Origin of the sequence: Aquisalinus luteolus (genome assembly GCF_009712425.2) — a bacterium.
GTDB classification, from domain to species: Bacteria; Pseudomonadota; Alphaproteobacteria; order Caulobacterales; family Parvularculaceae; genus Aquisalinus; species Aquisalinus luteolus.
This window is the reverse complement of the sequence record NZ_VCJR02000003.1, coordinates 58091-81036: the sequence shown is the minus strand read 5'-3', so window position 1 is coordinate 81036 and position 22946 is coordinate 58091. Positions and strand designations below refer to the sequence as shown.

The following is a 22946-nucleotide window of genomic DNA, read 5'->3' as shown; positions in this document are numbered from 1 at the left end:
CTGGTTTTGCGCACCATGCCCCGCCATCATGACAAAGAAAAGGCGAAATTATCCCGCTAAAAGGGCCGGATCGATTTCGCGCACGGTCTGCTCACCGGCCATGGCCGCCGTTGCGCAAGCACTGGCGCGCGGCAGCAGATTGTCGGCATAGAAGCGGGCAATGGCGATGCGCGAGGCATGATAGGCCTGATCGCCCTCCTCCAGCCCCTCCGCCGCGAGCGCCCCCTTGCCGAGATAATGCCCGCCGGCAACATAGCCGAACTGGTCGAGATAGGCGCTCGCGCCAGCGAGCGCATCCTCCGCCTTGCCACGGCCTCCGGCCTCGACCATCCAGCGTGTGACCTCCTCCAGCCGCTCGGCTTCTGCTTTCAATTGCTGGCCGATGGCTTCGAGATCGCCTTCACTAGAGGCCATCAACGCGTCGGCATTTTCCTTCACCTCTGCGATAAAGTCATAGGCGAGCTTGCCGCCACCCATACCGAGCTTGCGGCCGATCAGGTCGATCGCCTGGATGCCGTTCGTGCCTTCATAGATCGCGCAGATACGCACATCGCGCAGGTGCTGGGCCGCGCCCGTCTCCTCGACATAGCCCATGCCGCCGAAAACCTGGATGCCAAGCGAGGTCGACTCGATCGCCCGCTCCGACGAGAAGCCCTTGGAGATCGGCGTGAGCAATTCTTCCCGCTCCTTGGCCAGTTTCGCGGTTTCTTCATCCGGCGAATGATGCGCCACGTCATGAGCAACCATATTGGCATAGCAGATCGCGCGGGACGCATCGGTCAGCGCCTTCATGGTATAAAGCTGGCGGCGGACATCCGGGTGCTGAATGATCGCGACCTGAGGCCCTGATTTCACGCCGAACTCCCGCCCCTGCGTGCGGTCCTGCGCATAGGCGAGCGCCGACTGGAAGGCATGCTCGGCGACGCTGACCGCCTGCATGCCGACATCGATGCGGGCCGCGTTCATCATCACGAACATGTTCTTCAGGCCTTCGTTCTCCTTGCCAACGAGCGTGCCGTAGCACGCGTCATTATCGCCATAGGCAAGCTGGCAGGTGGGGCTGAGATGCTGGCCCAGCTTGTGCTCGATGCCGGTGCAGCGCACATCATTGCGTTCGCCCAGCGAGCCGTCTTCGTTGACGTGATATTTCGGCACGAGGAACATGGAGATGCCGCGCGTGCCCTCCGGAGCATCAGGCAGGCGGGCCAGCACCAGGTGGCAGATATTCTCCGTCAGGTCATGCTCCCCATAGGAGATCCACACCTTGTTGCCCTTGATCTTGTAGCGGCCATCGCCCACCGGCTCGGCCTTTGTGCGGATGACCGACAGGTCGGAGCCCGCCTGCGGCTCTGACAGGTTCATCGTCCCCGCCCATTCGCCCGATACCATCTTTTCCAGGTAGAGCTTCTTCTGCTCCTCCGTACCGTGAGCAAGCAGCGCCTTGACCGCGCCAGTCGTCAGGCAGAACCCCATGGACAGGCCGATGCATGCCCCGAACAGCGCATCGGACACGCATAGCGCCAGCGTCTGCGGCAGGTTCTGGCCGCCATATTCCTCCGGGAAGGCCAGCGAGCCCCAGCCGCCTTCGGTGTACTGGCCATAGGCCTCCTTGAATTCCGGCGGCAGGGTGACGACGCCATCCTTCAGGTTTGCGCCTTGTTCATCGGCGGCCTGGTTCAGCGGCGCCAGAACGTTGTCGGCAAGCTTGCCGACTTCCTCCAGCACAGCGGAAACCAGTTCCGGTCCGAGATCGTCATAAGCGCCGGTCTGGCGCACCGCGTCGAACCCGGCCATATGGTCGAGGATGAATTGCATGTCGCGCACGGGTGTCTTGTAGGTCATGGGGGTCACTCCGGTGTTTGCCTGAACTATAGTAGAGCGGCCCCAGATTTTTGTAGCCTTGTGCGCAGTTCATCTGCAGTTATGACCCGATATGTCACACCCGATCGTCCCCTATAGTACCGATGCCGCCGAGAAAGCCGCGCAGATCCTGTCGCAAGGCGGGCTTGTCGCCGTGCCGACGGAGACGGTCTATGGCCTTGCGGCGGATGCGACGGACGACCACGCCGTCGCCCGCATCTATGAGGCCAAGGGCCGGCCCAGCTTCAACCCGCTGATCATCCACGTGACCGGTCTCGAGATGGCCGCGACCTACGCAGAAATATCCCCGCTGGCAGAGAAACTCGCTGCCGCTTTCTGGCCCGGTCCGCTGACCATGGTCCTGCCGGTCAGGGCCGATAGCGGCTTGTCGAAGCTGGTCACTGCGGGACTCGACACGGTCGCGATCCGCTGCCCGCAGTCAGAGCCAGCGCAGGCTATCCTCGCCGCCTTTGGCAGGCCCTTTGCCGCGCCCAGCGCCAACCCGTCCGGCGGACTCAGCCCGACCAGTGCCGCCCATGTCGCCGCGGGGCTGGGGGCCAAGGTCGACATGATCCTTGATAACGGCCCGTCCTCGGTGGGCGTTGAGTCGACAATCCTTGCCGTCGGCGAGACGCTCTCCCTGCTACGCCCCGGCAGCATCACGATCGGGCAGATCGAGAAGGTCACCGATCAAGCCGTTGAGATAAAAGAGAAATCAGCTGAGATTCTGGCCCCCGGCATGATGGAGAGCCATTACGCGCCCAATGCGCTCCTGCGCCTCAATGCAAAGACACCTGCATCTGGTGAGGAATTTCTCGGTTTCGGCCCGATAAGCACACCCCACGCCCTCAATCTCAGTCCTTCGGGCGACCTGACCGAGGCGGCGGCAAATCTCTTCGCATACCTGCACCGGCTTGACGAAGCCGCCGAGAAAATCGCTGTCGCGCCAATCCCGGAGACCGGCCTTGGCATTGCCATCAATGACCGCTTGCGCCGGGCCGCTGCCCCCCGCTGACCAGTTCGCCGCCCTTCACAAGCAACCACTAAGCGCAAAGTCCTGTTCCCCTTTCAGGAAATGCCTTATGAGGAGGCACCTTAGAGAGGGAGATTCCCAATGACCAAATACGCCTTACTCGGCTCCGCCGCACTTTTGCTGGCCCTCGCGGCCTGCGGTGAGCCCGCCGATGACACCACCGAAACCGCAACGCCAGTCGAAACGTCAGAATCTGGCGATATGGAACTCGCCGACGATACCGATGTGGAGATGGAAGTCGTCGAAGAAGAAAGGGAGATGTCCGGCCCCGTCGAGACCGGCTACGGTCGCTATCTAACCATGGAGACACGGCCCGAGGGCGACGCCGCCGATGATGCCTCCCGCAAGCCCGCGACTGTCCTGTCTTTCATGGATGTCATGCCCGGCATGACCGTGCTCGAGCTGGAAGCGGGCGGTGGTTATTATACCGAGCTCCTGTCCTATGCCGTTGGCGAGGATGGCGAGGTCATCATGCAGAACCCTGCTGAATTCGACGCCTTCCTCGGCGATTCCGTCACCAACCGCCTCGCCGATGACCGGCTGGCCAATGTCACTTACTCCAAATCTGACTTCGATGCGCTGGAACCGGCCGATGCGTCCGTCGACCTCGTCACCTGGATCCTCGGCCCGCACGAGCTGTACTTCTTCCCGGAGAACAAGCCGGACGGCTTCGGCGATCCGGCAACGTCCTATGCGGAAATCTTCCGGGTGCTGAAACCGGGCGGCGCTTTCATTGCGCTTGACCATGCCTCAGCTTCTGGCGATCCGGAGACGACCGGCGGTACCACCCACCGTATTGACCCGGCAATCGTCATCGAGCTGGCAGAGGCTGCAGGCTTCGAGCTGGAAGCCCGCTCCGACGCGCTGGCCAATGCAGGCGACGACTACACCAAGGGTGTCTTCGACCCCGCGGTGCGCCGCAACACCGACCGCTTCCTGTTGAAATTCAGGAAACCGGCCTAAGATCATCAGGGCGGGCCCAAGGCGGACCAAGGGCCCGCCCTTTGTGATTCAGGATGAGGCAGGATTTCCATGGCCCTCGACCAGCAGCATATCGACGCCCTCGCCGCCATCACCGGCCCGAAAGGCGTGATCGAGGATAATGACCGCGCACCCTATCTGACCGAATGGCGGGGCCGCTGGACCGGTACTGCACCGATCATCCTTGCGCCTGCTTCCGTAGAGGAAGTCTCCAAGATCGCCGCCTATTGCCATGAACACGGCGTCGGTATCACGCCACAGGGCGGCAATACTGGCCTTGTCGGCGGGCAAGTCCCGGACGGGCAGGTTCTCATCACCATGAAGCGACTACGCGGCGTGCGCGATGTTTCGCCTGAGAACAACACAATGACGGTCGAGGCGGGGCTGACCCTCGCCGAGGCTCAACAAGAGGCAGAGAAAGCCGACCGCCTCTTTCCCCTGTCCATCGGGTCCGAAGGCACCTGCCAGATCGGCGGTATCCTTTCCACCAATGCCGGCGGGGTGAATGTCATTCGTTATGGCAACATGCGCGACCTGGTGCTGGGCATCGAGGCGGTGCTGCCCGACGGCACGGTCTGGAACGGTCTCAACCGCCTGCGCAAGAACAATACGGGCTATGATTTGAAGCATCTCTTCATCGGCGGGGAAGGCACGCTCGGCCTCGTCACCGCAGCGGTTCTCAAACTCTATCCACGCCCGGCCCAGAGCGTGACGGTTTTCACCGCCCTGCCCTCGGCCCGCGCGGCGGTCGACCTCCTGTCGCTGATGCAGGGCGAGACCGGCGGCATGGCCGCATCCTTCGAACTGCTCAGCGCCTCGACGCTCGACCTTACGCTCAAACAGTTTCCCGATCTGCAGCGCCCTGTGGAGACTGAAGCACCGTTCTACACACTGATGGAATTCACCACCGGCTCCGGCACTGATCTTGGTGAGAAGATCGAGGCCGCACTGGCCAAGGCGATGGAAAAAGACCTCGTCCTCGATGGCACCATCGCCCAGAACGAGACCCAGGCCGCCGAACTCTGGCAGATCCGCCACAACGTCTCCGAAGCTATGAAGAAAGACCCGGCCTATTGCGTCAAATGCGACATCTCCGTGCCAGTGCAGGATATCCCCGCCTTCCTCGAAGAGACCGGCAAGGCGGTCGAAAAAGCCGCGCCCGGCGCCCGGGTCATCGCCTTCGGCCATATGGGCGACGGCAATATCCATTACGATATTCTGGGTTCGGAGGATGGCGAGCGCGACGCCTTCAAGGCCCGCTCAAACGAGATGGAGCGAATGGTCCATGATGTGGCTGTCGCCCACCACGGATCGATCTCCGCCGAGCACGGCATCGGCATCCTGAAGCGCGATGAACTCGCCGAGCGCAAGGACCCCGCCGAGATACAGATGATGCGTGCCATCAAGCAGGCGCTCGACCCGAAAAACATCATGAATCCCGGCAAGCTTTTGTAGGCAAAAAAAGACCCGGCCGGATTGCTCCGGGCCGGGTCCTCACGCAGGAATAGTTGAGGGGCAAACTATTCCAGAGGGATTGGTTTAGTAACTGCGCAGCTGGCCATTTTCGTAATAGGTCCGACCTGTCTGCTGGTCGACATAGTAGTAGCGGCCGGAAGACTGCTCGTAGTAAAGCGGCCGACCGGAAGCGTCGCGTCGCTGTGGCGCTTCGCGCTGCGCGCGGTCCTGCTCGCGGCCGACCATGGCACCACCGGCGCCACCGACGACGGCACCGATCGCGGCACCGGTTTGTGCATCACCGCTACCGGTGTTGTTGCCGATCACGCCACCGGCGACGGCGCCAGCGGCGGCGCCCATGGCAGCATTGCGTTCGACATTGCCGGTCTGTGTACATGCAGTTGCCATCAGGGCGATTGCACCGGCACCGGCAAGGAATTTAAAGTTGGTCATCATGTCCTCCTTCGCGGAAACGGACCGCTTTTGATCAATGTTAACCAAACAGCCAAACCGCTCCCCGGTTCCCACATCAAGAAAATGCCTTACTCCGGCATTCAGCCGCAGCCGGAAGGGATGACAAATCAGGCGGCGCAGCTATTTATGGGACCATGATTATTCTGCTCTCACCCGCCAAGAACCTCGACTTTTCCCCTTCACCGGACAACCTTGAGGCGACCAAGCCCACCTTGTCGAAGGACACGAACGAACTCGCCTCGGTCACCCGCGACCTGACCCGGGCCGACCTGTCACGCCTCATGGGCATTTCCGACAAGCTTGCCGACCTGAATTTCGAGCGCTTCCAGGCATTCAAGGCCCGCGGCAAGCCGGCAGAGTCCAAGCAGGCGGTGCTCGCCTTCAACGGCGATGTCTATCAGGGGCTGGAGGCAGAGACGCTCAACAAGAAAGACTTAGACTATGCCCAGAACCATCTGCGCATCCTGTCGGGCCTTTATGGCATCCTGCGCCCACTCGACGTGATCCAGCCCTATCGCCTTGAGATGGGTACGAAGCTCGCCAATCCGCGCGGCGAGAACCTGTATGATTTCTGGGGCGAGAAGATCGCCAAGGAAATCAACAAGGCGCTGAAAGGCCAGCAGAACCAGTTCGTCCTCAACCTCGCCTCCAACGAGTATTTCAAGGCGGTCGACACGGCCGCCCTGAAGGCGCCGGTCATCACACCGCAGTTCAAGGAAGAGAAGGATGGCCAGTCGCGCATGCTGATGTTCTATGCCAAGCGCGCCCGGGGTATGATGGCCAAATGGGCGATCGAGAACCGCGTCGACACCGTCGAGGGCCTGAAGGACTTCAATGTCGACGGCTATACGTTCCGCAAATCAGGCTCAGACGACAACACCTGGCTATTCGCCCGGCCCCAGCCGGAGCCGAAAGGCGCCAGCAAGGCAGCCTGATCACTTTTCTGATCTTCCCTTGGCCTGATGCTGCAATGCACCTAAATTCCCCTCACGGGTTTAAGCATTGGAGAGCATCATGGAAGACCTCAAAGGCAAGACTGCCGTCATCACCGGCTCCACTTCGGGCATCGGCCTGCATTTCGCGCAGGGTCTGGCGTCGAAAGGCGTCAACGTCATGCTCAACGGGTTCGGCGACGCAGACGAGATCGAGAAGGAGCGCGCCGGGATCGAGGAGAAGTTTGGGGTGAAGGCCGCCTATAACGGCGCCGACATGACCAAGCCCGCCGAGATCGCCGACCTGATCAAGGAAACGAAATCGACCTTCGGCTCGCTCGACATCCTCGTCAACAATGCCGGTATCCAGAAGGTCTCGCCGATCGAGGAATTTCCCGACGACAAATGGGACGCGATCATCGCGATCAACCTGTCCTCGTCCTTTCACACGATCAAGCATGCCGTGCCGATCATGAAGGAACAGGGCAGCGGCCGCATCATCAACCTCGCCTCCGTACACGGACTGGTCGCCTCGCCGTTCAAGTCGGCATATGTAGCGGCCAAGCATGGCGTCATCGGCCTGACCAAGACGGTGGCACTGGAAGTCGCCGAACACGGCATCACCTGCAACGCCATCTGCCCCGGCTATGTCGAAACGCCTCTCGTTCAGAATCAGATTGCCGACACGGCCAAGGCCCGTGGCATGACAGAGGAGGAAGTGAAAAAGAACGTGATGCTGGAGGCTCAGCCGAGCAAGGAATTCATCACCTATTCCCAGCTCAACGGGCTCCTGTTCTATCTCTGCTCCGAGGCTGGCAGCGGTGCCAATGGCGCGTCCTTCAACATAGATGGCGGCTGGGTTGCCAAGTAGGATGGCGGATCGTGCGGCCAGCAGCGAGCGCAAGCTGATCGATCTCGCCCTGCAGGGCGGCGGTGCCCATGGCGCCTTTGCCTGGGGCGTGCTCGACTACCTGCTCGAGGATGACCGCATCGACTTTGCCGGTATCACGGCGGCAAGTGCCGGGGCGATGAATGCCGCTGTCATGTGCTATGGCCTTGCCGAGGGCGGGCCGGAGGCCGCGCGCAAGCATCTCGACCGCTTCTGGTACGAGATCAGCCAGATCAAGAGCCATTTGGGAATCTTCTCCAATCCCCTGCTCGACCATGTGCCCGAACTGCAGCGCATGACGGATTGGCTGTCATACACGATGATGGAATCATTCGTGCACGCTATTTCTCCCTACCAATTCAACCCGCTGAAGATCAATCCGCTGCGCGATATCCTGACCGAGATCGTCGATTTCGACGTCCTGCAGCACTGCGAGATGACCCGGCTCTATATCTCCGCCACCAATGTGCGCACGGGCCGGGTGAAGGTGTTCCAGACCAGGGACGTCACCGCCGACGTCATCATGGCGTCCGCCTGCCTGCCCTATCTCTACCAGGCCGTGGAGATCGACGGAGAAGCCTATTGGGATGGCGGCTTTTCCGGCAATCCGCCGCTGTTCCCGCTTTTCTATGACCGGGCGACACGCGACCTTTTGGTCGTGCATATCAACCCGATCCGCCGCGATGACGTGCCCAAGACCTCGACCGAGATCAACAACCGCATCAACGAGATTTCCTTCAACTCGTCCTTGCTGAAGGAAATGCGCGCCGTCGCTTTCGTCCAGCGGCTTCTCAACGAGGACATGCTGAAGGACGAATATCGCGACCGCTATTCCAACATCCTGTTCCACTCGATCCGAGCCGACAAGGTGTTGCGCGACCTGTCCATCGCGTCGAAATACAACACAAACTGGCATTTCTTCGAGGACCTGAAAATGCGCGGGCGCGAGACGGCGAAGCTTTGGCTGAACCAGTCCTATGACAGGATCGGCCGTGAATCGACCGTCGATTTGCATGCGGAATTCCTGGATCTCGACGGGGAGTGACTAGAACAGCTGCCCCTGCTTCGGTTCCCTCGGCGCCTCCTCTAGCTCAACCTCGTCCAGCAAACCGGCATGGTCGTTCGCGACATTGCCGACGTCGCGACTGACCGGGTGCGGCGTCCATAGCGGCGGATCGATATCGAGCCAGCGGCCATAGACTTTCATGTCGCGCTCATCGGCATGCAGCCAATCATCCCAGCCCTCTGGCGGGATGATGACCGGCTCGCGGTGATGGATCGCTTCCATCAGCGGCCCCGCGGATCGCGTGATCATGCAGGCCGTCTCGACCTCCGTCCCGTCCGGGCCCTGCCACAGCTCCCACAGACCGGCGAAGGCAACAAGACCCGGCTCGCCGAGGTCGATACGGTAAGGCTGCTTCAGCTTGCCCGTCCGCTGCCATTCATAAAAACCATCGGCGATAACAAGGCAGCGACGGCGGCGATAGGCGTTCTTGAATGAGGCCTTCTCATGCACTGTCTCAGACCGCGCGTTGACGAACGGCCCGGCCCCGCCAACCGTTGGCTCCTTGGCCCAGTCGGGGATGAAGCCCCACTGCACCATCGCCACTTCTCGCTTGGGCGCATAGCTCAGCGGGTCCTGCCGCACGATCAGGATCGGCTGCCCGGGGGAGATATTATATCGCGGGGGCGGCGGCACATCGGGCTTCACGCCAAAGGCGGCCTCGATCGTGTCACTGTCCGACAGGAGAAAGTAGCGTCCACACATGCAATCGGGTATAGCGCCCTCATGAATGAAAATCGACCGATCATCGCCTCCGTTGGCGCCGTTGTGTTCAAGGGCTCCGATGTCCTCGTCGTCAAGCGCGGCCGCGCTCCGCTGAAGGGCCACTGGTCCATACCCGGCGGCAAGCTGGAATATGGCGAGGCCCTCGCCGAGGCTGTCGCCCGGGAGGTGAAGGAAGAGACTGGCTGCGAGATCAACGTCATCGGCCTGATCGATGTGTTCGAGGCGCGTCCGCAAAAGATCGGCGAGGCCCATTACCTGCTGATCGACTATGTCGCGGAATGGGTTTCGGGCGATGTCGTGCCTGCCGATGATGCCGACGAGGCTGAATTCGTGCCCTTCGCCGAGGCGCTGTCCCGCCTCGCCTGGGACCAGACCCGCACCGCCCTGCAAAAGGCGAAACTCGCCATGAAGAAAGCCCGTGACGCATGATCAGACTGTACTCAATCCTGTCGCTTTGCCTCCTCATCGCCGCCTGCGACCAGCAATCTATTGCCCGATCCGAATTCATGGGCCGCGTCGCACAGCTCTGCGGCAATGCCTATGAAGGCACCATCGTCAGCAATGATCCGCAGGATGACGACTGGCGCGCCGAACGCATCGTCATGCATGTCACCGACTGCAGCGATGACGAGACCCGCATTAGACTGTATGTAGGCGAGGATGCCTCCCGCACCTGGATCCTGCGCGATGAAGGCGGCCAGCTCGCCCTGCGCCATGACCACCGCCACGAGGACGGCACACCCGACGCCATCACCATGTATGGCGGCCCTGCAAGCACTTCCCTCTCGAATGAAACCAATAGCGGATCGCGCCAAAACTTCCCCGCCGACGAGGCGACGAAAGAGATGTTCGACCGCGAAGGCATCCCGGCCTCGAAGGAAAACATCTGGGCGATCGAAGTCCGGCCGGTCTCCAACCTGTTCGCCTACGAGATGTCCCGCCCGGGCCGTTATTTCCGTATCGAGTTCAATACGGGCGATCCTGTCGTCCCGCCCGTCACCGACGATTGAGTCTCGCTCACCCGGCGCACGCGCTGCCTCTGTCCCATCACGTCCGGTGTACGGATATCCCAGGCGAGGCCCAAGGCTTTCAGCAGGCGGATGAACTCCCAGCCAAGGTCGACCTGACCCGGCTCTATACCGTGACGCGCCGAACCGGGAAATGCATGATGATTATTGTGCCACGCCTCGCCGAAAGTCGGTATCGCCATCAGAGGCACGTCATGGGCCTGCACGGCAGCTTCGTCTACCAGCCAGTGTTGCGGACCCTGCGTGTGCGCGTAATGGGCGATCCACCAGTGCATCAGGATGCAGGCGGCACAACGAACGCAGACGCCCCAGATCACGAATGGCCAGCCGCCGATCAGATAGAACAGTCCCGCCAGTGCCAATTGCTGGGCTAGCCACGTCTTCTCGAAAAAAAGATACCATGTGTCGCCGGCAATCTCCGGCCCCGGATCGAACCCGGGCGGCCGGTCGAGGTCCAGCCTGGTATTGAGATAGAGCAAGCCGTCTTTCCACATCGGGTATTTGTGTGCGAGCAGCGGATGGCAGTCTTCCTCCCGTTGCCCCCAGTCGCGCGTGTCATGCAGGCGGATCGTCCAGAAAGTGCCGCCGATCCCGACCATCATGCCGAGCCAGACCATCAGCCGTTCCAGCCATTTCGGACAGTCGAAGCTGCGATGGATCAACCGCCTGTGGACACCAACGGAATGCCCGACGCACAGCGTCAACGCGGTCGTCGCCAGAAACAGCAAGAATGCCGGGACCGTAAAGGTGAAGGGCGCGAAGATAATGGCCGCGCCGATCATTCCCATGTTCCAGACCGAATGAACCGGGTCCCAGACTATCCTGCCTGAGACGGGGCTGGCCTTATCGAGGCCCGTTAGCGAATTGACTTTACACGGATCATCATGATCACTCATCGACCTTTCCCGCCCAACCTGTTGAAGAACCGCGCCGTGCGACCGGTCAGGCCAACGATCTGCCTCAGTCTCTCCGGCGACAGGCGGCTTGCCTGTGCGTCGAGTGCGGCGATATCGCCCGCCATTGCGTTGATCGCTTCAAGCCGTGCAGTCGTTCCCGCTGCGGCACCGTCAGCCTTTGCCTGCTCCAGACATCTACCAAAGGTAGATTGCGCCATCGGCACTTCCTCCCGGCGGCGCTGTTCCAGCCCTGCAAGAAGCAAAGCCCACGGATCACCGCCGGTCGACCATTTCCCATCAGCAGACTTTGACGCCACGCCCATATCCTTCAGGCGGGAAACCACATCGGCAATGGTATCAGGTGGCAGGGAAAGGGCTGTAGCGATGTTGGCTACCGCAACAGGCCGGGCTGTCAGATAAAGCCATGCGTGGACCCGGCAAAGGTCTGCATCCATGCCCCAACGTGCGCCGAGTCCGGCAAAATACTCCGTGAAATGCTGCATCCAGTCAGGCATCGCTTTCGGTATCGCAGCGCTCGCTGTCATGGCTTCTTGCGCTCTTTCGATATCCGCCGCGCCTCCGGGCAGAAGGGTGTCAGGAAGCTGTAGAGGGAGTTGGTCAGATTATCGGCGGCAATCGAATAGAGAACGAACTGTCCCCGCTTCTGCTCGTTGACGAGCCCCGCCTGTTTCAGGATCGACAGATGCTTGGAAATCGAAGGCAGGGCCATGTCGAATTTCTCGCCGATTTCACCAACAGTCATAGGCCCACCGGCAAGGTGGTTCAGGATACGCCGGCGTGTATCCGACGACAGGGCTTTGAAAGCATCGTTCATTTATATATTTTCCTATATAGGAAAATATATAATCATTTTGACGACCTGTCTACTCATCAACCGGAACGACCTGATTTGCCGGAAACTTATCCCCGTCCCTGCTACCACGCTTATTGTCTTGTCCAAGCCGGGTGAGGACCCGGCGGAGGCGTTGATCGCAAAGTGTGACCTGCACGAAGTATCGACGTATCAGGGTGAGCCGACAGAAATTGGGGATGGGGCCCCAATTTCAGGCGAACGGTGGCGCGTTCGGCGGGCGATTGATTCACTGGATCAATCGCTCTTCCCGCCTCACCGCATCGTCCATCCGAGCGGTGTTCCGTCATTTAGCATGGCGGACGGGAGGTTGGCCCGGAAAATCGGGGCCCCAACCCCGATTTTCTGACAGCCAACGGTATCGGCCCCGCACCAGATCACTGCCGTGGGAGCGTGAGGCTACCTACACTTATGAATTTTGCTTATGGAGCCGGTAGCGCTTCCACGGGCCCCCTCTGTCGCGCCGGAGCCTTGGCGAAGGCGGATCATTTCATTGAATGCTCGCACTCTTCGGAGTGGCGGCGGTTCTTGTGCTAGCCGGTGGGAACCTACCAGCTGCCGGTATTTTCCATGCTGGCCCAGGGCTCTGCCGGGGCAAGCGGCTCATTTGCCTGCAACAGCTCGATGGAGATGCCGTCGGGGGAGCGCACGAACGCCATATGCCCGTCGCGCGGCGGGCGGTTGATGGTGACGCCGCCATCCATCAGGCGCTGGCAAGCCTCGTAAATATTCTCGACCCGATAGGCCAGATGCCCGAAATTGCGCCCGCCGTTGTACTCTTCAGGGTCCCAGTTCCAGGTCAGCTCGACCAGCGGCGCCTTGTTCTCTCTTGCCGCTTCGACATCGTCGGGCGCACACAGGAAGACCAGCGTAAAGCGGCCCTTCTCGACTTCCTTACGGGAAAACTCGACCAGGCCGAGTTTGGTGCAATAGAAATCGAGCGAGGCGTCGAGATCGGCGACGCGAACCATCGTATGAAGATATTGCATGGTATTTTCCCTGCTGAGCCCTTGAAACGTCCGGCATACATAACGCACCACACTGGAACGGCAAACTGTAAAGCACCCTTGACAGGCGCGCGATTTCGTACTTCAGTGGATCGTGGGAGACAGACCTATGACCTTACGCATTATCATGGCTTGCGCCTGCGCGATCTTTTTGCCGCTGCCGCTTGCCGCTCAGGATATTCAGGCCGATGTCGCAGCAGGCATTGCCAAAATTCGCGCTGACAATGAGCTACCAGCGATCGGTGCCATCGTGCTTGTCGATGGACAGGAGCAGGCGCTGGCGGTCGAGGGCCTGCGCCGGGTCAGTGGCGAGGATGAAGTCACACTCGACGATCTCTGGCATGTCGGCTCGATCACCAAGTCGATGACCGCGACCCTCGCTGCGACCTTGGTAGAGGACGGCACATATCAGTGGGACATGACGCTGGCAAAAATGCTTCCCGACATGGCTGCAGACATGCACCCGCAATGGCGCGAGGTGACGCTGGAACAACTCCTCACCCACACTTCCGGCGCGCCGGACAATTTCTCGATCTTCGTCCAGCGCCATTGGCCCGACACGCCGGAAAAACTGGTCGCCAAGCGCGGCGAAGTGCTGGCAGGCACGCTGAAGAACCCACCCGTGACCGAGCCCGGCACAGCCTATCAATATTCCAATATCGGCTTTACTATCGTCGGTCACGCCATCGAGACGACGCTCGGCATACCGTGGGAACAGGCGATGGACGAGCGGGTGTTCACTCCGCTCGGCCTCGACAGCGCCGGCTTCGGCGCGCCCAAGGGCGAGCAGCCCTGGGGCCATGGCTCTTTCTTCGGACGCAAGATCGCCAGGAACCCGGAAAGCAACAGCGCCGACAACACGCCGGTCATGGGCCCGGCGGGCACGGTGCACATGTCGCTGCAGGATCTGGCAGCGTGGGGCAATCACCATCTGATGGGCGAGCTTGGCGTTGCCGACGGCTTGCTAGAACCCGCTACGTATCAATATCTGCACGTTCCGATTCTGGAGGACTATGCCAAGGGCTGGGTCGCGTGGAACCGGGAATGGGGTGGTGCCACCGATAACGAGGGGGATATCAACGTCATCTGGCACAATGGCTCGAACACAATGTGGTATGCGCTGGTCGTGCAGCTGCCGGAGAAGAACGCCGTCATCGCCATCGTTACAAATGACGGCACCAGCAACCAGGCGAAGAAGGACTTCTTTACCCTGACCGAGACGATTGCCACAAGCCTGCCGCAATGGAATGGCACGTCGGAAGAATGAGAAAGACTGTCCTCACCCTGCTCGCCGCGTTGACGGTGGCCCTTCCCCTCTCCGCTACCGCGCAGAGCGAGACGACCAGTGCGTGGCAGCAGCGCTCGACCGACCTCGTCACCATGTCGCGTCTGCTGGGGAACCTGCATCACTTCCACCAGCTCTGTTATCCGGGCGACTGGCGGCCCGATCTCTATCGCGACCGGATGAAGGAAATGGTCTCGCTGGAAGACCCATACGAGACGTTGAAAGACGACATGATTGACGGTTTCAACGAGGCCTATCGCCAGACCAGCGCCAGTTATGCTCAGTGTACGGCAGCAGCCGTCGAAGCCATGCGCCAAACGGCCAGCAATGGCGACGTCGTCGCCGGGCGCCTCGCCGCACCCTACCGTCAGGTCAGTGGATACGATTACGATGCCGGCGACTACTGACAGCCATTAAAAAAGCCGCTCCGGCTGACCCGGAACGGCTTCTCAATTTTATCCGCGCAGAAATTACGCGTCGTAGGTTTCCTTGATGTCACGCATGTCATCGTGGAGTTGCTTGATCTCAGGATAAACGCGGTTGAGCACGGCCTTTGCCTCGGTCGGCGTGTCGTCGCTTTCGAGCAGGTCCTGCACCTTATGCAGCGCATGGTCCTCATGCTCCTCCAGCTCATCGACGAAGGATTTGCCGGTATCGCCGAGATTGGCTTTCAGCTTGGTATAACCCTCGCGCATCGTGCCGACGATCGTGCCATCGGTTTCAGGGTTCTCACCGCGCAGGGACACTGCCGAAGACAGGTCCGTCACCAGCGTCTGCTTGGCATCGCGATAGCGGCGAAAGACTGAATTGAGCGAGGTATTGTCGACCTGCTCGATGGCATCATTATAAAATGAGACACCGTCGCGCATGATCGAGACAACATCATTCAGCTTGTCAGCTGTTTGTTCAGAAGTAGACATAATGGTCCTCCTTTCAAATACACAAAGGGGACACACGGAGGAATGTGACCGTTCCGCCTTTTTCCAGGAGAAACCATTACAGTCTCTTTATTCGGTGATACTAAATTCCTTATAGATTTTAGTTACGAGCGTATCGGTGAATATCACGACGGGCCTTGCGTAATCTTCAGGCTTTGCCGATGGACCAGCGAGCACTCCACTGGCCACGAGTAAGGCATTTCGGTCTGGCAGGAAAAGAACATCAAGAGAGGACGGATCGAGGCTGCCGTCCGGCACATACTGATAAGAGCCGACGCACATAGTAAGCGCGTATGCGACGGAACTGGCTCCGGGCCGTTCCAAGCCAAGTTGTAACAATTGATCGTCATCAAGCAGCACGAATCGCGCTTCACCGATAAAGGCTTCAAGTTTGTCATTGGAAATAGGATCGTACGCGAACATATATGAAACGGCGTCGATAGGCTGACTTCTCTCCACCCCGAGACAGCCTCCGTCGGGAATTTCATAACAAGGACTGGTTCTGGGAGATGCATCGAGCATCGCCCCTCCCGCGCAGGCAGACATGGAAAGCGCGATTATCGAGAACACCACCCCACGCATAGCGCTACCGGATCGTTTCCTGGAACCGCACCGGCTCTCCGAACGGGTCGCCGATCAACTCATCTTCCCACATGGCTTTCTGTCCACGGATGATCGTACCTTTGGGCCAGCCCTTGGCTTCCATACCATCGAAGGGCGTCCAGCCGCATTTGGATTCGATCCAGTCTGCGGTGATGGTGCGTTTCGCCTTCAGGTCGACCACGGTGAAGTCGGCATCATAGCCGAGCGCCAGCCGCCCCTTGCCGGCGATACCGAACACGCGCTGCTGGCCGTGACACAACAGGTCGATCATCCGCATCAGGCTCAGCCGCCCCTCCGCGACATGGGTCAGCATCAGCGGCACCAGCGTCTGCACGCCCGGCATGCCCGAGGGCGAGGCCGGGTAAAGCTTCTGCTTCTCTTCCGTCGTATGCGGCGCATGATCGGAGCCCATGACATCGAACACGCCCTGCTGCACGGCCTTCCACAGTGCCTCGCGATGGCGGGCATCGCGGATCGGCGGGTTCATCTGGGCGTAGCCCTTCAGCCGCTCATAGCAGTCAGGCGCTTCCAGCGTCAGATGCTGGGGCAGTATCTCGCAGGTTACGAGGTCCTTGTTCGCCGTCAGGATCGGGATTTCATCGGCGGTCGAGATATGCAGTACGTGAATGCGGCGCTTGGTCTCCCGCGCCAGCGCAATCAGGCGTTCCGTACACCGCAGCGCGGCCTGCCAGGAGCGAACCTCCGGGTGACTGGTCCAGTCGCCCTCGCGGGCCAGCGGCGCATTGGCGCGCAGCGTCTCTTCATCTTCTGAGTGGATCGCGACCCGGCGCTGACCGTGTTTCAGCACCTCGCGCACGCCCTCATCGTCGGCAATCAGCAGGTCGCCGGTGGAGGCGCCCATGAAGATCTTCACGCCCGACACGCCGGGCAGCATTTCCAGTTCGGCAAGGTCGCGGGCATTGTCGTGGGTCGCGCCGGCATAGAAGGCATGATCGCAGCGCATCCGGCCCTTCGCCCGGGTCAGCTTGTCCTCGATCGCGCTCGCCGTCGTCGTCAACGGCTTGGTGTTCGGCATCTCGAATACTGCCGTCACGCCGCCCATCACCGCTGCGCGGGCACCGCTTTCCAAGTCTTCCTTGTACTCGTTGCCCGGCTCGCGAAAATGCACCTGGCTATCGATGATGCCCGGCAGCACGTGCAGCCCGGTGCAGTCGATCACCTCCCCGGCATCCGCCTGACCAAGGTCGCCGATCGCGGCAATCTTGCCGCCAACTACGCCGACATCTCGTTTTCCTTCGCCGTCATGGTTGACGACAGTACCATTCTTCAGGATCAGGTCATATGTGCTCATGCCCGCCTTCATAAGCGCTTTGAAAGCAACTCGCAAATCGCTTAAGTGTGAGCCATGACAGTACACTCCTATACCCTGCCCGACCGGGCCGTTCTGCATCTTTCGGGCCCCGATACGCTGGAATTCCTGCGCGGCCTCGTCACCCAGTCGCTGACCAAGCTGACGGACGAGCAGCCGGTCTATTCCCTGCTGCTGACGCCACAGGGCAAGATCATCTCGGATTTCTTCATTGCGAGAAAAGGCGACGACCTCCTGCTGGACTGCCCCGCCAGCATCGCCGACACGCTGAAAAAGAAACTCACGCTGTATAAGCTGCGTGCTAAAGTCGAGATCGAGGATGTCAGCGAGTTATGGACTGCCGTGCAGATGTGGGGCGATGAGAACCGGCTGGAGAAGATGATCGCCGAGGCGCTGGCCTTCCTGCATGTCTATCGCGACCCGCGCCTGCCTGCCCTTGGCGTGCGCGTGCTGGGGCCAACCCAAGCCAAGCCCGACCTGCCGGGCGAGGTCTCCCGCGCCGAATGGGATGCCCACCGCACGGTACTGGGCGTGCCGGAATTCGATGCTGATTTCGTCAGTGAGCAGACCTTCCCCATGGATGTGAACATGGACCGGCTCAATGCCATAGACTACAAGAAGGGCTGTTTCGTCGGCCAGGAAGTCGCCAGCCGGATGAAGCGCAAGGGCGAGGTGCGCAAGCGCACTCTCATAGTCGAGGCTCCTGCCCCGCTGAGCGTTGGCAGCCCGGTGATGGCGGGTGAGTCGACGCTGGGCGAGATCACCTCCAATGCTGACAAACAGTCGCTAGCGCTCATCCGCCTCGACCGGCTGGACAAGGCCGGTGACGCTGGCCTTACGGTTGACGACCAGACGGTTACCCTGACCCGGCCACCCTATCTTGAGGACTGACACTATGAAGCGCTGCGCCTGGGTGCCGGAAGGCGATGATCTTTACGCGGCCTATCACGACGAAGAATGGGGCGTGCCCGAACGCGACGCCCGGGCCCTCTACGAAAAGCTGATCCTAGACGGCTTCCAGGCCGGACTTTCCTGGCGCACTATACTCTATAAGCGGGAGAATTTCCGCGCTGCGTTCAAGGGCTTCGAGCCCGAGAAAGTCGCACGCTTCGGCGAAAAAGACGTAACCCGGCTGCTTGGCGATGCCGGTATCATCCGCCATCGCGGCAAGATCGAGGGTGCAATCAAGAACGCGCAAATCTGGCTCGACATGCGCGAAGCGGGCGAGGATTTCTCCGACTATCTGTGGAACTACGTCGACGGCGCGCCCCTGCAAGGCAATCGCAAGACCATCAAGGATGTGCCCGCCGCGACGCCGCTTTCCGAGGCGATCTCCAAGGACATGAAGAAGCGCGGTTTCAAGTTCTGCGGGCCGACCATCATCTATGCCTTCATGCAGGCGGTCGGCATGGTCAACGACCACACGGCGGACTGCCACCGTCACGCTGTCGTGAAACGCATGGGCTGAACCACCGCGCCCCTCCGGCGTTTGCGAAACGCAACAAAGGAGACCTGCGATGAGCAAGACCTATAATGTCGGCACGAAAGTGAAATGGAGCTGGGGCAATGGCACGGCCACTGGCAAGGTGGAGAAGAGTTACACCCAAAAGATCACTCGCAAGATCGACGGCAGCGAGATCACCCGCGACGCCGATGACGACAACCCCGCCTATTACATCAAGCAGGAAGACGGCTCTGAAGTGCTCAAAAGTCATTCGGAACTCAACAAGGCGTAAAAACCCGTCTATGCTGGCGCGAAACCGACAGCGAGCCTGAATGACCCTGATGAGATACGCCCTGTTTTTCGCCGCAATGGCGCTCGCCGCCTGCGGCAATGCCGATCAGACTGATGCTGCGCCTGTTGCAGAGACGGCAGCACAGGACCCTGCAAGCCAGCAGGCCACGCCACCGGCCAGCGATGCGGCATCGCCGGCTGACATCCCGCTCTATGACTATACCATTGTGAACACCTACCCCCATGACCAGGGCGCGTTCACGCAAGGACTGTTGTGGAAAGACGGCCATTTGTTCGAGAGCACAGGGCGCAACGGAGAATCGACAGTTCGCAAGGTCGACCTTGAAACTGGCGAGGTCCTTCAGCGCCATGACGTGCCGTATGAATATTTCGGCGAGGGCCTCGTCGACTGGAACGGCCAGCTGATCAACCTGACCTGGCGGTCGGGCAAGGCCTTCGTGCTAGATCAGGAGAGTTTCGAGGTCGAGAAAGAGTTTTCTTACACTGGCGAGGGCTGGGGCATTACTTCCAATGGCGAGCAGCTGATCATGAGTGATGGCAGCGACCGGCTGCGCTTCCTCGACCCGGAAACCTTCGAGGAGGTCTCCAGCGTCAGCGTCACCGCCCGCGGCCAGCCCGTCGGCCGCCTGAACGAGCTGGAATGGATCGATGGCGAGGTCTGGGCCAATGTCTGGCTAAGCAATGCCATAGTGCGTATCGCCCCGGCGACAGGCAAGGTGACGGGCGTCATCGACCTCACCGGCCTGTCCCAGATGGCAGGCATCGGCCCGAGCCGTGATTTCGTTCTCAACGGCATAGCATGGGACAAAGATGGCGGCAGACTGTTCGTTACAGGAAAGTACTGGCCCGCCCTGTTCGAGATCGAGCTAAAGGAACGCCCGCAGCAAGGTCAATGAAACAAGAGACCTGACCTCAAGGGATATGGGCCTATATGGCTGACAAGTCCCGCTGGAAAGGAATACCATGACCGACAAGACCACCGATCTGGAAGCCCGCCTCGCCGCCCAGCGCCTTGTGCTGGAATGGCTACTGGAACGCATAGCCACTGACAAGGATACGGCGAAAGCCCTGGTCGAGCATGTCGATGCCCGCTTTCCGCCGCAGGACCATCAGGAAGACCCCGGCGCCGTGCCGGTCAACGCCTTTGCCGATTTTGCGGCCACTGAGGCCGAACTGCGCCTGCTGCTGGACCCCGTCCGCGCCCGTCACGATCTTCTCGAAGATTGATCAGAGCCGCTGAGCCGTGCCCTTGCCCCGGGGCGGACTAGCGCGCAAGATGCGGACCACAGAATCAAGAGCGCCCGTTTGAGGGCTGCCAGAAACGCGCAAGGCAAGTATCCATGAGCAAATCCCCCCTCGCCCGCATAGCCGGCACCGGCCTTTTCACCCCCTCCCAATCGATCAGCAATGAAGAGCTGGTCGAGGCCTATAATGCCTGGGTCGACAAATGGAACGCGGCGAACCCGGATGAAGAGCCGAAACAACACTCCTCAGCGGAATTCATCGAGAAGGCCTCCGGTATCAAGGCACGCTTCGTGCTGAACAAGGACGGCATCCTCGATACCGACCGTATGCGCCCCAGCCTGCCTCAACGTACCAATGATGAACTGTCGATCATGGCCGAAATGGGCGTTACCGCCGCCCGCGACGCGATGAAAGCGGCAGATCTTCAGCCTGCGGATATTGATGCCGTCATCTGCGCCGCGTCGAACATGCAGCGCGCCTATCCGGCAATGGCCGTGGAAATTCAGAACGCGCTGGGCATCGACGGCTATGGCTTCGACATGAATGTCGCCTGCGCCTCAGCCGCGTTCGGCATCCAGAACGCCGTTGGGCTGATAGCCACCGGTGCCCGCCGCGTGCTGATGGTCAACCCGGAAATCTGTTCCGCCCACCTCAACTTCCGTGATCGAGACGCCCATTTCATTTTTGGCGACGTCTCCACCGCCGTGATCGTAGAAAGGGCAGAGGGCGAGCCCGGCCCGGATAGCTGGGAGATTATCGACACGCGCCTGAAGACTGTCTTCTCCAATAATATCCGCAATAATTTCGGCTTCCTGAACCATACCTCCGATGAACTCGACATATCTGCGCCGGACACGGACAAACTGTTCAAACAGGAAGGCCGCAAGGTCTTCAAGGATGTTGTGCCGATGGTCGCGGAGCTCATCTCGGGCCATTTGGCCGACAACGAGATCGACCCGACGACGCTGAAGCGCATGTGGCTGCATCAGGCCAACCTGTCGATGAACCAGTTCATCGCCCGCAAGGTGCTGGGCCGCGATGCGAGCGAAGAAGAAGCGCCGGTCGTGCTCGACACCTATGCCAACACATCCTCATCCGGTTCGATGATCGCCTTCCACCGCCATCGCGAAGGGATAGATATCGGCGAGATCGGCGTCATCTCCGGCTTCGGCGCGGGTTATTCCGCCGGCTCCGTCATCGTGCGCCGCGCGGCTTAAGCTCTACTGTGCCTTTGCGACCAGTGGCTCCTGCTGCGTGATGCAGTGAATGCCGCCACCTGACCAGTTGATCGCCAGCGGGTTGATCTGCACGATCTCGCGGTCGGGGAATTGCTCGGCAAGGATGCGGCGCATTTCCTCGTCAGTCTCCCTGATATGCCCGGGCAGGCCCTCGCGCCAATAGGCTGCGACCAGCACGACGCCATTGGTGACAAGGAAGTTCTGATAGCTCGCTGCCGGAACGAAATGGATTTCATCGCCGGGCTTGAAGTCGCGATAGACGCTGCGCGGGTCCCAGCCCTGCTCTCCGGGCATGAAGTCCTCTTCCGTCAAAATGCGCGTGTCCATCAGCGCCGTGATGTCCGGCATCGGCACGGGGATGACAGTGAACGGCTCGCCATTGATGTTCCGGGCACGGCGCATCTCCTCGATATTCTCCGTCAGGATTTCATGGTCGAGCCGCAGGAGGGCATTGGCATCGCGTTCCCATTCGGGCACCTGCGCGACAAGCACGGTATCGTCGCTGATGAAACGGACATATTCGTCGACATGGCCATTGGCGCCCCAGCCAAAGAAATTAGCGACTTTCGGCCCCGCAAACACGCGATCGGAGATCGGCGCGCGCGACAGCCATATGACTTTCTTCTTGCCGTATAGACGCAGATACTCCGCTTCGATCTCTTCAAGGCTCTTGCCCGGATTTCTCAGCCGCGCGGCATCCTCATAGGTCACCAGCACATCGCTCGTCACATCCAGCCCGCCGCCCTCGGCGACGAAATTGGACTCTACCGCATCCCAGCCATAGGTCTCTGCCAGCCCGCGATCGATCCCTTCATTGCGCATGCCGCCATTGTCAGCATAGGGCCACGGGAATCCGTAATAGTCCCAGCGGAATTCAGCGATCCTCTTTTCCTTGCCATCGGTTATGAAAAGCGGGCCGAAATCGCGATACCAGTAATCCGTCCACGGCTGCACGATGAGAGTGACCCTGTCGAGATCGACACCGCCCGCGCCCAGTTTTGCACGGGCAGCTTCAGCGCTCTCCTCGGAGCCAGCAACCAGCTTGACCTGAACATGCGGCGTCAGGGCGCTGATCACTTCAGTCCAGAGAGGCACCAGATTTTCCGGGTGCGGATCGCCGCGAGAGCCCCACCCCATCCAGACAGCCTCATGGGCTTCCCATTCGGGCGGGAAGGTGAAATCGTCTGTTTCTACAGCGGTATTATCTTCTGCCAAAGCGCTGGCCTGCATCGTTGCCAGCAGGCCGGCAAAGACGACCAACATGGCAGCAAGGGCGCGACACACCCGGCACAGCTTTCCAAATACAGTGTCTCGTCCCGGCATCGGCTATCCCTCA

General features: G+C 60.4%; 27 protein-coding genes. 16 read left to right on the top strand and 11 right to left on the bottom strand.

Going from position 1 to position 22946, the window contains the following annotated elements; all coding sequences use genetic code 11:
- Positions 1-48: 48 nt before the first annotated feature.
- The gene (locus tag FF098_RS13705; protein ID WP_155141551.1) at positions 49-1842 is read right to left on the bottom strand and encodes an acyl-CoA dehydrogenase; all 1794 of its coding nucleotides are present in this window, start codon (positions 1840-1842) and stop codon (positions 49-51) included.
- Between the two features lie 91 nt (positions 1843-1933).
- Between FF098_RS13705 and FF098_RS13700 the strand changes: the two genes are divergently transcribed.
- The 3 genes from FF098_RS13700 to FF098_RS13690 all read left to right on the top strand — a co-directional run bounded on the left by FF098_RS13700 (position 1934) and on the right by FF098_RS13690 (position 5329).
- Positions 1934-2875, top strand: a complete 942-nt coding sequence (locus FF098_RS13700) for an L-threonylcarbamoyladenylate synthase (protein ID WP_155141549.1) — start codon at positions 1934-1936, stop codon at positions 2873-2875.
- A gap of 99 nt (positions 2876-2974) precedes the next feature.
- Positions 2975-3856, top strand: a complete 882-nt coding sequence (locus FF098_RS13695) for a class I SAM-dependent methyltransferase (RefSeq protein WP_155141546.1) — start codon at positions 2975-2977, stop codon at positions 3854-3856.
- A gap of 69 nt (positions 3857-3925) precedes the next feature.
- Complete coding sequence (locus FF098_RS13690; RefSeq protein ID WP_155141544.1) at positions 3926-5329, top strand: FAD-binding oxidoreductase; 1404 nt, start codon at positions 3926-3928, stop codon at positions 5327-5329.
- An 84-nt stretch (positions 5330-5413) separates the two neighbouring features.
- Here FF098_RS13690 and FF098_RS13685 read toward each other — a convergent pair whose 3' ends face one another.
- Positions 5414-5737, bottom strand: a complete 324-nt coding sequence (locus FF098_RS13685) for a glycine zipper domain-containing protein (RefSeq protein WP_373291499.1) — start codon at positions 5735-5737, stop codon at positions 5414-5416.
- A gap of 200 nt (positions 5738-5937) precedes the next feature.
- Here FF098_RS13685 and yaaA point away from each other — a divergent pair, with 200 nt between their 5' ends.
- From yaaA to FF098_RS13670, 3 genes are all read left to right on the top strand, one after another.
- Positions 5938-6738: a peroxide stress protein YaaA gene (gene yaaA / locus FF098_RS13680; RefSeq protein WP_155141542.1), complete on the top strand. Its 801-nt coding sequence runs from the start codon at positions 5938-5940 to the stop codon at positions 6736-6738.
- A gap of 79 nt (positions 6739-6817) precedes the next feature.
- Positions 6818-7606, top strand: coding sequence for a 3-hydroxybutyrate dehydrogenase (locus FF098_RS13675; RefSeq protein WP_155141540.1), 789 nt, complete (start codon positions 6818-6820; stop codon positions 7604-7606).
- A 1-nt stretch (position 7607) separates the two neighbouring features.
- Positions 7608-8669 (top strand): patatin-like phospholipase family protein, encoded by a 1062-nt coding sequence (locus FF098_RS13670; protein ID WP_155141538.1) that lies wholly within the window; start codon positions 7608-7610, stop codon positions 8667-8669.
- Here FF098_RS13670 and FF098_RS13665 read toward each other — a convergent pair whose 3' ends face one another.
- A complete protein-coding gene (locus FF098_RS13665) occupies positions 8670-9392 on the bottom strand; it encodes an SOS response-associated peptidase (RefSeq protein ID WP_155141536.1) in 723 nt (240 codons plus the stop codon).
- A 21-nt stretch (positions 9393-9413) separates the two neighbouring features.
- On the opposite strand from FF098_RS13665, the gene FF098_RS13660 reads away from it, so the two are divergent.
- Both FF098_RS13660 and FF098_RS13655 read left to right on the top strand, forming a co-directional pair.
- Positions 9414-9842, top strand: coding sequence for an NUDIX hydrolase (locus FF098_RS13660; protein WP_155141534.1), 429 nt, complete (start codon positions 9414-9416; stop codon positions 9840-9842).
- A complete protein-coding gene (locus tag FF098_RS13655) occupies positions 9839-10423 on the top strand; it encodes a hypothetical protein (protein ID WP_155141532.1) in 585 nt (194 codons plus the stop codon). The genes FF098_RS13660 and FF098_RS13655 overlap by 4 nt, the downstream gene beginning before the upstream one ends.
- Here FF098_RS13655 and FF098_RS13650 read toward each other — a convergent pair.
- The 4 genes from FF098_RS13650 to FF098_RS13635 all read right to left on the bottom strand — a co-directional run bounded on the left by FF098_RS13650 (position 10363) and on the right by FF098_RS13635 (position 13197).
- A complete protein-coding gene (locus FF098_RS13650) occupies positions 10363-11337 on the bottom strand; it encodes an acyl-CoA desaturase (RefSeq protein WP_155141530.1) in 975 nt (324 codons plus the stop codon). The genes FF098_RS13655 and FF098_RS13650 overlap by 61 nt on opposite strands.
- Positions 11334-11882: a hypothetical protein gene (locus FF098_RS13645; RefSeq protein WP_155141528.1), complete on the bottom strand. Its 549-nt coding sequence runs from the start codon at positions 11880-11882 to the stop codon at positions 11334-11336. The genes FF098_RS13650 and FF098_RS13645 overlap by 4 nt, the downstream gene beginning before the upstream one ends.
- A complete protein-coding gene (locus FF098_RS13640) occupies positions 11879-12172 on the bottom strand; it encodes a metalloregulator ArsR/SmtB family transcription factor (protein WP_155141526.1) in 294 nt (97 codons plus the stop codon). Before FF098_RS13640 ends, FF098_RS13645 begins: the two co-directional genes overlap by 4 nt.
- A gap of 584 nt (positions 12173-12756) precedes the next feature.
- The gene (locus FF098_RS13635; protein WP_155141524.1) at positions 12757-13197 is read right to left on the bottom strand and encodes a VOC family protein; all 441 of its coding nucleotides are present in this window, start codon (positions 13195-13197) and stop codon (positions 12757-12759) included.
- Between the two features lie 127 nt (positions 13198-13324).
- On the opposite strand from FF098_RS13635, the gene FF098_RS13630 reads away from it, so the two are divergent.
- Together FF098_RS13630 and FF098_RS13625 are read left to right on the top strand one after the other, a co-directional pair.
- The gene (locus tag FF098_RS13630; protein WP_155141522.1) at positions 13325-14482 is read left to right on the top strand and encodes a serine hydrolase domain-containing protein; all 1158 of its coding nucleotides are present in this window, start codon (positions 13325-13327) and stop codon (positions 14480-14482) included.
- Positions 14479-14907, top strand: coding sequence for a TIGR02301 family protein (locus tag FF098_RS13625; RefSeq protein WP_166426540.1), 429 nt, complete (start codon positions 14479-14481; stop codon positions 14905-14907). The genes FF098_RS13630 and FF098_RS13625 overlap by 4 nt, the downstream gene beginning before the upstream one ends.
- Before the next feature lie 63 nt (positions 14908-14970).
- Here the strand turns inward: FF098_RS13625 and FF098_RS13620 are convergent, their stop codons facing one another.
- From FF098_RS13620 to FF098_RS13610, 3 genes are all read right to left on the bottom strand, one after another.
- On the bottom strand, positions 14971-15420 hold the full coding sequence (locus tag FF098_RS13620) for a PA2169 family four-helix-bundle protein (protein ID WP_155141518.1): 450 nt from the start codon (positions 15418-15420) through the stop codon (positions 14971-14973).
- 87 nt (positions 15421-15507) lie between these two features.
- Entirely contained in the window at positions 15508-15960 is a 453-nt protein-coding gene (locus FF098_RS13615) for a hypothetical protein (protein WP_155141515.1), read from the bottom strand.
- A 64-nt stretch (positions 15961-16024) separates the two neighbouring features.
- Complete coding sequence (locus FF098_RS13610) at positions 16025-17353, bottom strand: dihydroorotase (RefSeq protein ID WP_155141514.1); 1329 nt, start codon at positions 17351-17353, stop codon at positions 16025-16027.
- A 54-nt stretch (positions 17354-17407) separates the two neighbouring features.
- On the opposite strand from FF098_RS13610, the gene ygfZ reads away from it, so the two are divergent.
- From ygfZ to FF098_RS13580, 6 genes are all read left to right on the top strand, one after another.
- Complete coding sequence (gene ygfZ / locus FF098_RS13605; protein WP_155141512.1) at positions 17408-18262, top strand: CAF17-like 4Fe-4S cluster assembly/insertion protein YgfZ; 855 nt, start codon at positions 17408-17410, stop codon at positions 18260-18262.
- Positions 18263-18266: 4 nt separating this feature from the next.
- Positions 18267-18839 (top strand): DNA-3-methyladenine glycosylase I, encoded by a 573-nt coding sequence (locus FF098_RS13600; protein ID WP_155141510.1) that lies wholly within the window; start codon positions 18267-18269, stop codon positions 18837-18839.
- A 49-nt stretch (positions 18840-18888) separates the two neighbouring features.
- Positions 18889-19107: a hypervirulence associated TUDOR domain-containing protein gene (locus FF098_RS13595; protein ID WP_155141508.1), complete on the top strand. Its 219-nt coding sequence runs from the start codon at positions 18889-18891 to the stop codon at positions 19105-19107.
- A 40-nt stretch (positions 19108-19147) separates the two neighbouring features.
- Positions 19148-20023: a glutaminyl-peptide cyclotransferase gene (locus FF098_RS13590; protein WP_229714599.1), complete on the top strand. Its 876-nt coding sequence runs from the start codon at positions 19148-19150 to the stop codon at positions 20021-20023.
- A gap of 67 nt (positions 20024-20090) precedes the next feature.
- Positions 20091-20354 carry a hypothetical protein gene (locus FF098_RS13585; RefSeq protein ID WP_155141506.1) on the top strand — a complete coding sequence of 88 codons (264 nt, stop codon included), beginning with the start codon at positions 20091-20093 and terminating at the stop codon, positions 20352-20354.
- 113 nt (positions 20355-20467) lie between these two features.
- Positions 20468-21589: a beta-ketoacyl-ACP synthase III gene (locus FF098_RS13580; protein ID WP_155141505.1), complete on the top strand. Its 1122-nt coding sequence runs from the start codon at positions 20468-20470 to the stop codon at positions 21587-21589.
- A 3-nt stretch (positions 21590-21592) separates the two neighbouring features.
- Here the strand turns inward: FF098_RS13580 and FF098_RS13575 are convergent, their stop codons facing one another.
- A complete protein-coding gene (locus FF098_RS13575; protein ID WP_155141503.1) occupies positions 21593-22933 on the bottom strand; it encodes an agmatine deiminase family protein in 1341 nt (446 codons plus the stop codon).
- Positions 22934-22946: the final 13 nt, after the last annotated feature.